The organism is Tabrizicola sp. T46 (assembly GCF_057219895.1).
On the sequence record NZ_JBXVVV010000001.1, the window covers coordinates 89,208 to 102,245 of the forward strand.

Genomic DNA, 13,038 nt, shown 5'->3' on the forward strand with positions numbered 1-13,038 from the left:
CCCTACTTCGTCAGGATCAGCTTCCCGGCCCGGGTGATCCGCAGGGCATAGACCTGCCCGTCCAGCACGATCCGCGCCAGCGATCCGCCTTCGGTCAGCGCCCGCGCATCATGCACCGGGGTCGCATCCGTCGTCAGCCAGAAATCGACCTGAGCGTTCATGCCCGCCCCTCCATCCGGTCGATCAGCCGTTCCAGGACCGGGCCCGGAAAGACATCGTTGGCCGCTGTCAGGAGGATATCCAGAAGGTCGGCCCAGGGTGCCGCAGTCTGACGTGTCATGGTGAACTCCACCGTGCTTGAAGGACACCGGGCGCGCCACGAAGGGCTGGCTGGGTTGATGGCTATATCCTGAGTAATTCAGTAAGACTTGTCAACGCATATTCTTCTGGCCCCCCGCGCCACAGCCGCTATCCTGCGTGACGGATGCCCCCATGTCTGATCCCGCCGGCCAGCTTCTCAGTCTTCCCCCGCCCTGCCTTTCGGCTGCAGCGCTTGCTGACCTCGCACGCGAACACTGGGGGCTGAACGGCACGCTGCATCCCCTGACCTCCGAGCGCGACCAGAACCACCGGCTCGAGGCCCCGCAGGGCAGCTTCACGCTGAAACTCGCAAACCCCGCCGAATCGCCGGAACTGACCGTGTTCCAGACCCTCGCCCTTCAGCATGTGGCCAGCGCCGCCCCCGGACTTCCCATCCCCCGCGTGGTCCCGGCTCTGGACGGTCGCTCCATCGTCACGACACCGGACGGCGCCTTGCGGCTGCTGACATGGCTTTCCGGCACGCCGCTGGCCCACCTGCCGCGCAGCCCCGACCTCGCCGCCGCGATCGGCACCGCGCTTGGCCAGCTTGACGCCGCCCTCTCCGGCTTTGACCACCCCGCCGCCGACCATCACCTCCTGTGGGACATCAAGAACACCCCGGACCTCGCTCCCCTCATGCCCGCCCTGCCGGCCGAGCTTCTTCCGCAAGTCGAAACCTTCCTCGCCCGGTTCCGGACCGACATCGCCCCCGCCCTTGCCCGCCTGCCCCGGCAGGTGATCCACGGCGATTTCAACCCGCACAACCTTCTGGCGGACCCCGACGACCCCCGGCACCTCACGGGGATTCTCGACTTCGGCGACATGACTCTCAGCCACCGGATCTGCGACCTTGCCGTCGCCGGGTCCTACCTCATCGACCCCGAGGATCCCGCCCGCCTGCTTCTGCCCCTTGTCGCGGGCTACACCAGCGCGAACCCGCTTTTGCCGGAAGAGCTTGACCTTCTCCCCGACCTCATCACGGCGCGCCTTGTCACCACCCTCACGATCTCGGCCTGGCGCGCCGCCCGCTACCCCGAGAATGCCGCTTATATCCTGCGCAATGCCCCGGTGTCGCGCATGGGGCTTCTTGCCCTTTCCAGACTCGACCCTGCCCTTCTGGCGCAGGCCCTGTCGCAGCCGCTTGAAAGCTTTTCGCCGTGACACGCCAGACAACGATGCTGAACGCCTATGTCCCCGGCGCCGGGCATCTTTCGCCCGGGGATGCAGCCCTCGCCGACCGCCGTGCCAAGGCACTCGGCCCCGCCTACAGGCTCTTCTACGAAACCCCGGTCCACCTTGTCCGGGGCCAGGGCGTCCACCTTTTCGACCCGCAGGGCAACGCCTATCTCGACTGCTACAACAACGTGGCATCCGTCGGCCATTGCCACCCGCGCGTGGTCGAGGCGATGGCGCGGCAGGCCGCCACCCTTGCCACCCACACCCGGTATCTCCACGACGGAATTCTTGAGTATGCGGAACGGCTTCTGGCCCTTTTCCCGCCCGCGCTTTCCCACGTGATGTTCACCTGCACGGGGTCTGAGGCGAACGACCTCGCCCTCCGCCTCGCCCGCGCCGCGACCGGCGGAACCGGGGTGATTGTCACCGACAATGCCTATCACGGCGTGACGCTGGCCACCGCCGAGATGTCGATGTCCATCGGCCCCGCCGTCGCCCCCGGCCCGACGGTGTTCCCGGTCCCCGCCCCGTCGGTTGAGAACTATCCGGACGGCATCGCTGAAGGCCTCGCCCGGTCCGTCACCGCCGCCTGCAACCGGATGGCCGAACAGGGCATCCGCCCGGCCCTGCTCATCGTCGACACGATCTTCTCCTCCGATGGAGTCTACCCCGATCCCGCAGGCTTCCTCGCCCCGGCAGCCGCCGCGATCCGCAAGGCCGGTGGCCTCTTCCTTGCCGACGAAGTTCAGCCCGGCTTTGGCCGCACCGGCAGCCACATGTGGGGCTTCCAGCGCCACGGGGTGATCCCGGACATGGTCAGCATGGGCAAGCCGATGGGCAACGGCTACCCACTCGCCGGCCTTGCGATCCGGCCCGAGGTCATTGCCGACTTCGGCGCAAAGGCGCGCTATTTCAACACCTTCGGCGGCAATGCCGTGGCCGCAGCCGTGGGCCTTGCCGTTCTGGACGTGATCCGCGACGAAGGGCTGGTGGAGAACGCCGAGACCGTGGGCCGGGTCTTCGCCGAAGGCCTGAGTGACCTCGCAAAGCGGCATGAATCCCTTGGCGAAACCCGCGCCGCCGGCCTCTTCATCGGCCAGACCATCCAGACCGGCGGTCGCCCCGACCCGGTTCGCACCGCACGCCTCGTGAATGCGCTCCGGGACGAACGTATCCTGATCAGCTCCACCGGCCCGAAGGGCGACAACCTGAAGATCCGCCCGCCGCTTCCGTTCAGCCTTGCCGATGTCGATCAGGTTCTGACGACGCTCGACCGGCTGCTGCCGACGCTTTAGCCTGTCGGCGGCAGTCCGCGACCGGCATGGACGTGATAGGCCTTGGTCACGATCTGCCAGCGCCCCGATGCATCCGGGCGATCCTTCACCATGACGAGGTAATCGGTGAAATCAGTGCCAAAGCAGGTGTCGGTCAGCTTCGCCACCGCCACCGTTCCGGTCACTTCGATCGACAAGAGCTCCGCGACGATGGGCGACCCTTCGGGTTCGGTCGCCTCGGCATTCAGCCAGGCAATGAACTCCTCAAGCGGAAAGAACTCGTAGGTATCGGCGAAATGTCCGACCTGCAAGGCGCCGGGATGGAAGGCCCGGCGCAGTTTGGCCTCATCGCCCCAGCACATTCCCTCCAGGTAGTCCACGACCACGGCACGCACGGCATCATGCTCTGCTCCCCAGTCCATCCTGTTTCTCCTGTCGCCACGTCAGTTTGACTGTAGCACCGCAGGATTGTCGCTGCGCAGAGTTTTCGCAGACAACGCGTTCCCGCATGCACCAGTTTTCTGCGAAAACTCGGGGGTCGGTGGCGCGATCTGAAACCTTACCAAATCCCTAACGGAATTCGGCAAGATATTGATTCAAAATCACTCTTCAAAAGTGACCACAGTGGTCAGGCCTACCCCAGCGCGTAGCCTGCCCCCCGGACCGTCCGGACCGGGTCCTCGCCGCCGAACTGCATCAGGCTTTTCCGCAGCCGTCCGACATGGACATCCACCGTCCTTGTATCGACATAGATGTCCCGGCCCCAGACGAGGTCCAGGAGCTGTTCCCGGCTAAAGACCCGGCCGGGGCGTTCCATCAGCGTGACCAGCAGCTTGAACTCGGTCGGCCCGAGTTTCAGAAGCTTGTCCCCCCGGTAGACCCGGTGCGTCTCGGGGTCGAGCCGGATATCCTCATGCTCCAGAACCACCCCGGCGGTCGAGGGGCGCACCCGCCTCAGCTGCGCCCGGGCGCGGGCCATCAGTTCGAGGACCGAATAGGGCTTGATCACATAATCATCCGCCCCGGTCTCCAGCCCCCGGATCCGGTCCACCTCCTCGGCCCGGGCGCTGAGCATGATGATCGGGATCGCCCGCGTATCGGGCCGCATCTTCAGCCGCCGGCAGACCTCGATCCCCGAAACCTTCGGCATCATCCAGTCGAGGATGATGATGTCGGGGTCCTCTTCATCGACCAGGACCATCGCGTCCTCGCCATTGTCGGCCTGCGTGACCGCAAAGCCCTCGGCCTCGAGGTTGTAGGCCAGCACCGTCCGCTGCGCCGGTTCATCCTCGACCAGAAGAACCCTCGGCTGTCCGTTCCGTGCCATCACTGCCCCCTTGCCGATGCCGTGCCGGTGCTGTCCACCTTCGGCCGCGCTTCTTCCGGCATTGACCCGGTCACGAGGTAGATCACCTGTTCGGCGACCGAAGTCGCATGATCCCCCACCCGCTCGATATTCTTGGCGATAAAATGGAGGTGCATGCAGGGCCCGATCAGGCGGGGGTCCTCCATCATGTGGGTCAGGAACTCGCGGAAGATCGAGTTGTACATCTGGTCGATCTCGCGGTCGCGCATCCGCACGTCCTCGGCCAGCTTCACATCGCGGCGGATATAGGCATCCAGCGCGTCGGCCAGCATCTGCACCACCGCCTTCGCCAGCCGCCGGATCGAGCCCGCAGCCCCCTGCACCTGGGGCATCTTGCCCAGCACGATCGACCGCTTGGCAAGGTTCTTGGCATAATCCCCCGACCGCTCCAGCGCGGCCGCAATCTTCATCACGGTCAAGACGGTGCGCAGGTCGCCCGCCGTCGGCCCGCGCAGCGCGATCAGCCGGGCGCATTCGCTGTTGATCTGCTCTTCCAAGGCATCGACCGCCGCATCGCCGGCACGAACCCGTTCGGCCAGGTCCTCGTCGCGCGCCTCCAGCGCCTCGGCCGCGTCCAGAAGGGCGGCCTCGACCAGCCCGCCCATCCGCATCACCAGGGCTTGGGCAGATTCAAGGTCGCGGTCAAAGGCGGAAAGGATGTGGACCGAATTCATCTCGTCTCTCCTCAGCCGATGCGGCCGGTGATGTAGGCCTCGGTGCGCGAGTCCTTGGGGTTGGTGAAGATCTGCGTGGTGTCGCCGTATTCGACGAGGTTTCCGAGGTGGAAGAACGCCGTCTTCTGGCTGACGCGGGCCGCCTGCTGCATGGAGTGGGTGACGATCACCACGCTGAACTGGCTGCGCAGCTCGTCGATCAGCTCCTCGACCTGGGCCGTGGCGATCGGGTCAAGCGCCGAGCAGGGTTCGTCCATCAGCAGGACCTCCGGCCCGGTGGCGATCGCCCGCGCGATGCAGAGCCGCTGCTGCTGGCCGCCCGAAAGCCCGGTGCCCGAGGCATCGAGCCGGTCCTTCACCTCGTTCCAGAGCGCGGCCTTGCGCAGGCTGTCCTCGACGATGGCGTCAAGCTCGGCCTTGTTGCGCGTCAGGCCGTGGATGCGCGGCCCGTAGGCCACGTTGTCGTAAATGCTTTTCGGGAAGGGGTTCGGCTTCTGGAACACCATGCCCACCTTGGCACGAAGCTGCACCGGGTCGACCCGCTTGTCGTAGATGTCCTCGCCTTCCAGAAGGATCTTCCCCTCGACCCTTGCCGAGGCGACGGTGTCGTTCATCCGGTTGAGACAACGCAGGAAGGTGGACTTGCCGCAGCCCGACGGCCCGATGAACGCCGTGACCGCGCGGTCCAGAATTTCGACCGAGACATCCTTCAGCGCATGGTTCGTGCCGTAGTAGACCTGAACCCCGGTGGCCGAGATCTTCGAGGCCATATCGCCGACGCTCTGTCCGGCCACCCGCATGTCATCCATAGACGTCTCCCGCGCCCGGCCATCCGGCAGTCTTTCCACGACCCTGCCTTAGGATGGCATGGTGACCTATATGCGAAGGATTTGTAACAGTCAGATGACGCGGCCAGGCGTTTTCTAGCTGCGGGATAGCAGCGCCTCGATTTCCGCCCGTGACGGCATTGCGGGCGCCGTCCCCGGGCGCGTCACCGAAATACCGGCGGTGGCGCAGCCGAAGCGCACGGCCTCGACCACATCCCGGCCCTCGGACAGTGCCACGGCGAAGCCACCGTTGAAGGCGTCGCCCGCCCCCGTCGTTTCGACCACCGGACCGGCGCTGATCACCGGGACATGCACGCTGCGGGTCCGGTCACGGTAGAGCGCCCCGTTCCCGCCCAGCGTCACCACCACGGCACCCACCCCGCGCGCCAGAAGCGCATCGGCTGCCCTTTCGGCCTCGGCAACGCTGGTCACAGGCAGACCGGTCAAGGTCTCGGCTTCGCTTTCATTCGGCGTTACGAAATCGCACAGCGCCAGCAACGCGTCGTCCAGGGGTGCCGCCGGAGCGGGGTTCAGGATCGTGCGGACCCCCGCGCCCTTCGCGATCTCCAGCGCCCGGCGGGCGGCGGGGATCGGCTGCTCGAGCTGCGTCACGAAGAGCGAAGCCCCCCGGATCAGGTCCGCCTTCGCCTCGACATCGGCGACCGACACCCGACCCGCTGCGCCGGGGGCCACGATGATCGCGTTGTTGCCTGTCGCCTCCTCGATGAAGATATAGGCTGCCCCGGTATAGCTTTCGGCATCCTCGGTCACCTCGGGCACCACCCCGGCCTTTGCCCAAGTCGCCCGGGCAATGTCGGCGAAAGCGTCCTTGCCGAGACGCGTGATGAAATGCGTGCGCCCCTCCGTTCCGCTTTGGGCCATGGCCGCAGCGACCGACTGGTTCGACCCCTTCCCGCCCGGACCAAGGACAAAGCTCTTCCCCAGGATCGTCTCGCCCATCTTCGGCTGCCGCTCGGCGCGATAGGCGGTGTCTGCGACGAAGATGCCAAGGATTACAATCGGTTTGCTCATCCTAAGCCTCCGGCGGGATCACGCCCTTGCGGAACATGAAGCAGCCGTAGAAGCGCCGCTCCCCGGTCTGGATCACGGCATAGGACTGCCGAGCCATGTCGTAGAAGGCGAAGCGTTCGATCGAGACCATCTTGCGCGGCCGCCCCTCCGCTCGGTCGATCTCGGCCTGCACCTCGGCCTGCACGGGGGGGATCTCGTCGGGCTTGCCCACAACCTCCATCCGCCCGGCGAAATCGTCGACAAAAGTGTCCAGCGGCAGGACCGACAGGATCGCGTTGACCGCTTCGGCGCAGGTCAGGTTCTCCATGCGCAGAAGTTTGCCCGTCACCGTGGCCCGCGCCACGCTGTCGGACGGAAAGTTGGTGTCGGCCACGATCACCACGTCGCCATGGCCCATGGCCCGCAGGGTTGCCAGCACCTCGGCATTCAGCCGGTTGTCGATCCCTTTCAGCATCCCCTGTCATCCTTTCGGTACAAATTTCCCACGGGAGTGTGGGGGTGTGAAACCCCCACTCCGCCGTCAGTCAAGCCGCGCGCCGGTGGCCCGGTCGAAGAGATGCACTTTTTCGGCCTCCGGCGCAAAGGTCAGGCTGTCGCCGGGCCGGAAGCTGACCCGGTCGCGGAACATCGCCACCACGTCACGCGCGCCCACCCGCAGGACGACATGCGTCTCTGACCCCGTAGGCTCGACGACCGATACGGTGCCGGCAAGGCCGGACGTCCCAACGCCAAGATGTTCCGGCCGGACGCCATAGGTGATCTCGGCCCCTTCGCCCGCCGCGACACCGAGCGGCAGGGGCAGCGCGGTGCCATCCTCGAGCACCGCCTTGCCGCCCCGGATCACCGCGGGCAGCATGTTCATCGCCGGACTGCCGATGAAGCCTGCGACGAAGGTATTGGCCGGCCGGTCGTAAAGCTCAAGCGGCGAGCCGACCTGTTCGATCCGCCCGCCCTGCATGACGACGATCTTGTCGGCCATCGTCATCGCCTCGATCTGGTCGTGGGTGACATAGACCGTCGTCGTCTTCAGCCGCTGGTGCAGCTCGCGGATCTCGGTCCGCATCTGCACGCGCAGTTTCGCATCCAGGTTCGAGAGCGGCTCATCGAAAAGGAACACCTGCGGGTCGCGCACGATCGCCCGCCCCATCGCCACCCGCTGGCGCTGGCCGCCGGACAAGGCGCGGGGATAGCGGTCAAGATAAGGCGTCAGGCCCAGGATTTCGGCGGCACGGCCAACCTTTTCGGCGATCACCGCCTTGTCCATGCCGCGCATCTTCAGCGCAAAGCCCATGTTGGCCGCCACGGTCTTGTGCGGGTAAAGCGCGTAGTTCTGAAAGACCATGGCGATGTCGCGCTCGGACGGGGGAAGGTTGTTGACCCGCCGCTCGCCGATCCGGATGTCGCCGCCCGAGATTTCCTCAAGCCCCGCGATCATCCGCAGAAGCGTGGACTTGCCGCAGCCCGACGGGCCGACCAGCACGACGAAGGCCCCGTCGGGAATGTCGAGGTCCAGCCCGTGGATGACCTGCATCCCGCCGTAGGACTTCGTCAGTTTGCGGATCGTCACTTCGGCCATCGGCCCGCCCCTATCGTCATTTCGCCCGGAAGGCTAGCGGCCCGCCGCCGGGCTGTCCACCGGCTGATCATACTAACATGTTAGAATCTTGACAGGCCCCCCTCCCCTTGCCAAGCTGCCATCCGAGGACCGCTGCCGCCGGGGAGGGGAGGCCCCGCAATCCTGCCTGCCGCAAGGTCAACGCGGCGGGAAAGTTCCACAAGACCGCAATCGCAACGACCAGGGACCTGGTGGGCCGGATGCCCTTGCCATGCATGTCCCGACACAGGGAGGACTGAACGTGAAGCTTGGAATCTACAATACGCTCATGTCGGCGCAGATGAGCCGCCGGCGCATGCTGCAGGGGGCGACCGCCCTGACCGCGATGGCGGCGCTGCCGATGTCGGCCCGCATGGCCTCGGCACAGGACAATCTGCGCGCCGAAATCCTGAAAATCCCGGGCGTGGGCATGGGCTCGCCCACCGACGCGCACTGGCAGCAGGTCGGCGAGCTTTGCCTTGGTGCCACCAAGGCCAGCGTCGCCGAGGGCGAGTTTGCCGGGGTCGAGCTGACCTTCATGGGGCTCAACAACCAGAACCTGCACAACTTCCTGTTCCGCGGCTTCCTGAAACCGTGGGAGGCCTATACCGGCGCCAAGATCAACTGGATCGACCTTGCGCAGGCCGATTACAACGCGCGTCTCCAGCAGTCGATCGCGACGGGAACCGTCGACTTCGACATCATCGAGATGGGCGCCCCCTTCGAAGGCGACACTGCCGGCAAGGGCCTCTTGGACGAGATGCCCGATTGGGTCTCCGCCCAGATCGAGGAGGATGACCTCGTGGGCTATCTGAAGCCCCCGGTCGGGACCTGGAACGGCAAGAAGTACCGCATCACCATCGACGGCGACTGCCACACCTTCGCCTACCGCAAGGACTATTTCGGCGAGGGTGCGATCGGCGGAGCCGAGGTGCCGAAGACCTGGCAGGACGTCAATGCCGTGTCGAAGGCGCTGGTCGGACAGACCGACCCGCTCACCGGGCTCCCGGCGCACGGCTACCTCGACCCGCTGAAGGGCTGGGGCGGCTTCGGGATGTACTTCATCGCCAACCGTGCGACGGCTTACGTCAAGCATCCGGACGATCCGGCCTGGCTCTTTGATCCCGACACGATGAAGCCCCGCGTCAACAACCCGGGCTGGGTCCAGGCGATCCAGGACGTGATGGACCTCATCGCGACCGAAGGCGCCTATCCCGCCGACCAGATCAACGCCGACCCCGGCACGACGGCCTTCAGCCAGTTCCTCGCCGGCACCGGCTCGATGCTGATGTGGTGGGGCGACGTGGGCTCGTCGGCGCGCACTTCGGACACCTCGGTCGTGGGCGATGTGGTGGGCTTCGGGATCAACCCCGGCTCGACCCGCCGCTACAACTCGGCCGCCGGTGCCTGGGAAGAGACCGCGAACGAGGCCCCGCTCATGGCCTATATCGGCTGGGGCATCTATGTGACGAGCCGCGTCTCGGGTGACGAGAAAAAGCGCAAGGCCGCATGGTCCGCCGCCGCCCATCTTGGCGGCAAGGACCTGTCGCTCTGGACCGCAGCCTATCCGTCGGGCTTCCAGCCCTACCGCAACTCGCACTTCAACTACGAAGAGTGGGAAGCCGCAGGCTACGACCGCGCCTATGTCGAGGATTACCTCGGCTCGAACGCGGACAGCTACAACCACCCGAATGCCGCGATCGAACCGCGCATTCCCGGCATCTTCCAGTACTACTCGGTCGCTGAGGACGAACTGGCCAAGGGTTTCGCCGGCCAGTACGCATCCGCGCAGGAGACGGCAGACGCCATCGCCGCCGCCTGGGAGAAGATCACCGACGAGATCGGCCGCGACAGCCAGATCGCGCTCTACAAGGCATCGCTCGGGATGTGACCCAAGGGGCAGGATGGGCAGAAATGCCCATCCTTCTCCGCCAAGAAAAGAACCGGCGCTCGGGGAGGCCCGCGCGCCGGTTCTGCTTTGGGGTCGCCGATCAGATGATGGTCGGGATCAGCTCACGCGACGGCGTGTCACCGGACAGGGTCGGGATGCCGAAGATCGACGAGATCAGCATGCCCCCCCGGATCGCCGAGGTCCGTTCCTTCGGTGCCGAGATCAGCTTGCCCGGCCAGAACTTGGTCGACATGTAGGCCCCGCCCCGGATGGCCGAGGTCCGCTCCTTCGCGGGCAGGATCGGGTTCTTCCCGAAGATGTGGCCATGCGTCAGGGACCGGTGCGGGTTCGACATGTAGAAGACCGTGCCGGGCAGGACCTTGCCGGACCTCTCCAGCTTAGGCTGCTCGCGGATGTAGACGTCCTCGTCCGCCAGCCCCACGTTGATCGCCGGCGTCCGGTTGACGACCCGCATCGCATGGCGCGCGGTTCCCATCGGGGCGAAGGGCGCGCGGACCACCAGAAGGGCCCCGCCCTTGGCGATGCCCCCGGCATAGGCCGCCGCCGAGGCCTTCGGCACCCGCGCTTCGGCCATCCGCGCCTCGGCCGTTCCCTCCCCGTCGCGCCCGATCACGTCGACCGTCGCACTGTCATGTCCGGCCGAAATCAGTTCCGCCGCGACCGCCTGGGCCGTTGCCAGGTCCTTGTAAAGCCTTGTGATGATGGTGGTCATGTTTCACCCCGTTGCTCTGTGGCCCAACCTGAGCCTTGCCGTTCCGTCATGCCTTGGTTCCCGCAAGATCGTCCTGCGCCGCCCCTAAACCCTTGGAGATAGCGGCCCCGCAGTCGCTGTCGACCCCACGCCGCAGAAGTGGCAGCGCCGCGATCAGCGCCAGCGCCAGAAGACCGGCCTCCAGCGCGAAGACCGGCACATAGGGTCCCGCACTTGCGGCCATCTCGCCGGGGACCAGAAGCATCGCGTCCCGGATCACCCCGCCAATCGCAATCGCCACCCCGGCGGCCGTCGTCTGCACCGCCCCCCAGGCACCAAGCGAGAGGCCGATCTGGTCGCGCGGCGCGCTCCGCATCGTGGCGGTCAGCGTCCCATGGCCGAAAAGCCCGGCCCCGAACCCCGCCGCCAGTGTCGAAAGGATCAACAGCGGCACCGAAAGGATCGCCGCCGATACCAGCACCATCACGAAGGCTGGCACCCCGATCATCGCCCCGGTGGCCGCGACGCTCATCGGCCAGCCACCCCGCCCCAGCCAGCGCGAGGCCAGGCCAAAGCCCAAGAGGCTGCCGAAGGCCAGCACCACCGTCAGCCGCGTCGTCTCGGCCACCGACATCTGCAGGACCTGCCCGCCGAACGGCTCCAAAAGGACGTCCGCCATGCCGAACCCTGCCGTCCCCAGCGCGATCACGACCAGAAGCCGCAGGATCCCGGGCCGCGCCGAAAGCCTAGCCCAGGCCTGGCCGAAGCTCACCGCCGGCTGCGGCGTCTGCGCCCGCGCGCGGTTCCGCGCCTCCTGCTTCCACATCGCAAGGCCGTTCAGCACGATCGTGACCACTGCCGTTCCCTGGATCACCTGGATCAGCCGGCCCGGCGTGTAATTCTCCAAGAGCGCACCATAGACAAAGGCGCTGACGATCATGCCCACCAGCAGCATCACATACATCAGGCCCACGACCTTGGGCTGGTCCTCCTCGGGCACGAGATCGGTCGCCAGCGCAAGGCCGACGGTCTGCACGATGTGCACGCCCGCCCCGACCAGAAGGAAAGCCAGCGCCGCCGAGGTCAGCCCGATCCACCGCGGGGCATCCACCGCCTCGCCATAGCCCGACAGCACCAGAAGCGCGAAAGGCATGATCGCGAAGCCGCCGAACTGGTACATCGTGCCCTTGAAAATGAACGGCAGCCGCCGAAGGCCAAGCGCCGAGCGGAACGTGTCCGACTTGAAGCCGATCAGCGCGCGGAACGGGGCAAAGACCAGGGGCAGCGCCAGCATCACCGCGACCAGCGTCGCCGGCACCTTCAACTCGACGATCATCACCCGGTTCAGGGTGCCGACCATCAGGACCAGCGCCATGCCGACCGTCACCTGAAACAGCGACAGCCGCAGCAGGCGCCCCAGCGGTACCTCCTCCGAAGCAACGTCGGCAAAGGGCAGCCATCGCGGGGCCATGCCGGAAAGCTTGGTCAGGGCGAAACGCTTGTAGTCGAACATCACCGGGCACCCATGCCTTGACACGCCACGCCGTGACGGCCCGTGAAGCCTTGTCGTGCAGGGCGCAAGGCCGGTAGCCGCGCCCTGAAAGGATAGCCGCGCGCGGCCCCATGACAGGGCCGCGCGCGGATTTTGCTTCAGTTCAGCGACGCCATGTCCTGCGGCATCTGCAGCACGGCCCGTGCTGTGGTGCCGTCGGGCATCGTGATAAGCACTTCGTTCGACACGCCCGGGATGTAGGCCACTTTCGCGGCATCCGTCTCCGGCAGGACCGCCGAGGCCATGGCCCCGGTTCCCAGGGGCTTGCCCGACAGGAAGTCCGAAACCCAGGTCGTGTTGCTCAGAACAGCGACATGGACGGCGAACGACCCGACCGCAACAGCGGTAAGGAACAGCGGAACTCCGACAGTCGGCTTAACGACAAGCCACATTTTTGCGTTGTTCATTCTGTCCCCCTCAGCCAAGCCACGGGGTGGTAACGGCGACCAGCAGATGCGCGATCAGGGCGATCACCCCGAACACGCGCGTGCCGTCGATCAGGTAGCTGTGGACTTCCTCAGCTTCCCGAAGGGTCAGACCTGTCGGCCAGACCTTGTCAGGATCATTGGACATGGAGGCACCTCCTTGCCTGCGTCGTCTGGTACTGCGCAAGGCGGATCGACGACATCCTGTCCGCCCA

The 13,038-nt window shown here is 66.2% G+C and carries 16 protein-coding genes; 3 read left to right on the forward strand and 13 right to left on the reverse strand.

Annotated features, from left to right (window positions below; translation table 11 throughout):
* Window positions 1-2 precede the first annotated feature (2 nt).
* Both hemP and AC2D9V_RS00450 read right to left on the reverse strand, forming a co-directional pair.
* On the reverse strand, window positions 3-161 hold the full coding sequence (gene hemP / locus AC2D9V_RS00445) for a hemin uptake protein HemP (protein ID WP_484712061.1): 159 nt from the start codon (window positions 159-161) through the stop codon (window positions 3-5).
* Window positions 158-280 carry a hypothetical protein gene (locus AC2D9V_RS00450; RefSeq protein WP_484712062.1) on the reverse strand — a complete coding sequence of 41 codons (123 nt, stop codon included), beginning with the start codon at window positions 278-280 and terminating at the stop codon, window positions 158-160. The genes hemP and AC2D9V_RS00450 overlap by 4 nt, the downstream gene beginning before the upstream one ends.
* 152 nt (window positions 281-432) lie before the next feature.
* On the opposite strand from AC2D9V_RS00450, the gene AC2D9V_RS00455 reads away from it, so the two are divergent.
* Both AC2D9V_RS00455 and AC2D9V_RS00460 read left to right on the forward strand, forming a co-directional pair.
* Complete coding sequence (locus AC2D9V_RS00455; RefSeq protein WP_484712063.1) at window positions 433-1,461, forward strand: phosphotransferase; 1,029 nt, start codon at window positions 433-435, stop codon at window positions 1,459-1,461.
* A 14-nt stretch (window positions 1,462-1,475) separates the two neighbouring features.
* Window positions 1,476-2,771, forward strand: a complete 1,296-nt coding sequence (locus AC2D9V_RS00460; RefSeq protein ID WP_484713386.1) for an aspartate aminotransferase family protein — start codon at window positions 1,476-1,478, stop codon at window positions 2,769-2,771.
* Here the strand turns inward: AC2D9V_RS00460 and AC2D9V_RS00465 are convergent.
* From AC2D9V_RS00465 to AC2D9V_RS00495, 7 genes are all read right to left on the reverse strand, one after another.
* Complete coding sequence (locus AC2D9V_RS00465; protein ID WP_484712064.1) at window positions 2,768-3,172, reverse strand: nuclear transport factor 2 family protein; 405 nt, start codon at window positions 3,170-3,172, stop codon at window positions 2,768-2,770. The two genes, AC2D9V_RS00460 and AC2D9V_RS00465, sit on opposite strands and share 4 nt — an antisense overlap.
* A gap of 212 nt (window positions 3,173-3,384) precedes the next feature.
* Window positions 3,385-4,077 carry a phosphate regulon transcriptional regulator PhoB gene (gene phoB / locus AC2D9V_RS00470; RefSeq protein ID WP_484712065.1) on the reverse strand — a complete coding sequence of 231 codons (693 nt, stop codon included), beginning with the start codon at window positions 4,075-4,077 and terminating at the stop codon, window positions 3,385-3,387.
* Window positions 4,077-4,790, reverse strand: a complete 714-nt coding sequence (gene phoU / locus AC2D9V_RS00475) for a phosphate signaling complex protein PhoU (protein WP_484712066.1) — start codon at window positions 4,788-4,790, stop codon at window positions 4,077-4,079. The genes phoB and phoU overlap by 1 nt, the downstream gene beginning before the upstream one ends.
* An 11-nt stretch (window positions 4,791-4,801) precedes the next feature.
* On the reverse strand, window positions 4,802-5,599 hold the full coding sequence (gene pstB, locus AC2D9V_RS00480) for a phosphate ABC transporter ATP-binding protein PstB (protein ID WP_484712067.1): 798 nt from the start codon (window positions 5,597-5,599) through the stop codon (window positions 4,802-4,804).
* Between the two features lie 114 nt (window positions 5,600-5,713).
* Window positions 5,714-6,649: a ribokinase gene (locus tag AC2D9V_RS00485; protein WP_484712068.1), complete on the reverse strand. Its 936-nt coding sequence runs from the start codon at window positions 6,647-6,649 to the stop codon at window positions 5,714-5,716.
* A 1-nt stretch (window position 6,650) separates the two neighbouring features.
* The gene (locus AC2D9V_RS00490) at window positions 6,651-7,103 is read right to left on the reverse strand and encodes an RbsD/FucU family protein (protein ID WP_484712069.1); all 453 of its coding nucleotides are present in this window, start codon (window positions 7,101-7,103) and stop codon (window positions 6,651-6,653) included.
* 66 nt (window positions 7,104-7,169) lie between these two features.
* Entirely contained in the window at window positions 7,170-8,225 is a 1,056-nt protein-coding gene (locus tag AC2D9V_RS00495) for an ABC transporter ATP-binding protein (RefSeq protein ID WP_484712070.1), read from the reverse strand.
* A gap of 280 nt (window positions 8,226-8,505) precedes the next feature.
* Here AC2D9V_RS00495 and AC2D9V_RS00500 point away from each other — a divergent pair, with 280 nt between their 5' ends.
* A complete protein-coding gene (locus AC2D9V_RS00500) occupies window positions 8,506-10,134 on the forward strand; it encodes an extracellular solute-binding protein (RefSeq protein WP_484712071.1) in 1,629 nt (542 codons plus the stop codon).
* 100 nt (window positions 10,135-10,234) lie between these two features.
* On the opposite strand, the gene AC2D9V_RS00505 is transcribed toward AC2D9V_RS00500, so the two are convergent.
* The 4 genes from AC2D9V_RS00505 to pufB all read right to left on the reverse strand — a co-directional run bounded on the left by AC2D9V_RS00505 (window position 10,235) and on the right by pufB (window position 12,971).
* Window positions 10,235-10,867: a hypothetical protein gene (locus AC2D9V_RS00505; RefSeq protein WP_484712072.1), complete on the reverse strand. Its 633-nt coding sequence runs from the start codon at window positions 10,865-10,867 to the stop codon at window positions 10,235-10,237.
* A gap of 46 nt (window positions 10,868-10,913) precedes the next feature.
* Window positions 10,914-12,359 (reverse strand): PucC family protein, encoded by a 1,446-nt coding sequence (locus tag AC2D9V_RS00510; protein WP_484712073.1) that lies wholly within the window; start codon window positions 12,357-12,359, stop codon window positions 10,914-10,916.
* Between the two features lie 137 nt (window positions 12,360-12,496).
* Window positions 12,497-12,805, reverse strand: coding sequence for a light-harvesting protein (locus tag AC2D9V_RS00515; RefSeq protein WP_484712074.1), 309 nt, complete (start codon window positions 12,803-12,805; stop codon window positions 12,497-12,499).
* Window positions 12,806-12,815: 10 nt separating this feature from the next.
* Window positions 12,816-12,971, reverse strand: a complete 156-nt coding sequence (gene pufB, locus AC2D9V_RS00520; protein WP_484712075.1) for a light-harvesting antenna LH1, beta subunit — start codon at window positions 12,969-12,971, stop codon at window positions 12,816-12,818.
* Window positions 12,972-13,038 lie beyond the last annotated feature (67 nt).

What these genes read in the sequence shown, in the direction of transcription:
- AC2D9V_RS00465 (WP_484712064.1), bottom strand. Translation starts at nt 3,172, where the DNA reads ATGGACTGGGGAGCAGAGCATGATGCCGTGCGTGCCGTGGTCGTGGAC.
- hemP (WP_484712061.1), bottom strand. Translation starts at nt 161, where the DNA reads ATGAACGCTCAGGTCGATTTCTGGCTGACGACGGATGCGACCCCGGTG.
- AC2D9V_RS00485 (WP_484712068.1), bottom strand. Translation starts at nt 6,649, where the DNA reads ATGAGCAAACCGATTGTAATCCTTGGCATCTTCGTCGCAGACACCGCC.
- AC2D9V_RS00490 (WP_484712069.1), bottom strand. Translation starts at nt 7,103, where the DNA reads ATGCTGAAAGGGATCGACAACCGGCTGAATGCCGAGGTGCTGGCAACC.
- AC2D9V_RS00455 (WP_484712063.1), top strand. Translation starts at nt 433, where the DNA reads ATGTCTGATCCCGCCGGCCAGCTTCTCAGTCTTCCCCCGCCCTGCCTT.
- pstB (WP_484712067.1), bottom strand. Translation starts at nt 5,599, where the DNA reads ATGGATGACATGCGGGTGGCCGGACAGAGCGTCGGCGATATGGCCTCG.
- pufB (WP_484712075.1), bottom strand. Translation starts at nt 12,971, where the DNA reads ATGTCCAATGATCCTGACAAGGTCTGGCCGACAGGTCTGACCCTTCGG.
- phoU (WP_484712066.1), bottom strand. Translation starts at nt 4,790, where the DNA reads ATGAATTCGGTCCACATCCTTTCCGCCTTTGACCGCGACCTTGAATCT.
- AC2D9V_RS00505 (WP_484712072.1), bottom strand. Translation starts at nt 10,867, where the DNA reads ATGACCACCATCATCACAAGGCTTTACAAGGACCTGGCAACGGCCCAG.
- AC2D9V_RS00460 (WP_484713386.1), top strand. Translation starts at nt 1,476, where the DNA reads ATGCTGAACGCCTATGTCCCCGGCGCCGGGCATCTTTCGCCCGGGGAT.
- AC2D9V_RS00450 (WP_484712062.1), bottom strand. Translation starts at nt 280, where the DNA reads ATGACACGTCAGACTGCGGCACCCTGGGCCGACCTTCTGGATATCCTC.
- phoB (WP_484712065.1), bottom strand. Translation starts at nt 4,077, where the DNA reads ATGGCACGGAACGGACAGCCGAGGGTTCTTCTGGTCGAGGATGAACCG.
- AC2D9V_RS00495 (WP_484712070.1), bottom strand. Translation starts at nt 8,225, where the DNA reads ATGGCCGAAGTGACGATCCGCAAACTGACGAAGTCCTACGGCGGGATG.
- AC2D9V_RS00515 (WP_484712074.1), bottom strand. Translation starts at nt 12,805, where the DNA reads ATGAACAACGCAAAAATGTGGCTTGTCGTTAAGCCGACTGTCGGAGTT.
- AC2D9V_RS00510 (WP_484712073.1), bottom strand. Translation starts at nt 12,359, where the DNA reads ATGTTCGACTACAAGCGTTTCGCCCTGACCAAGCTTTCCGGCATGGCC.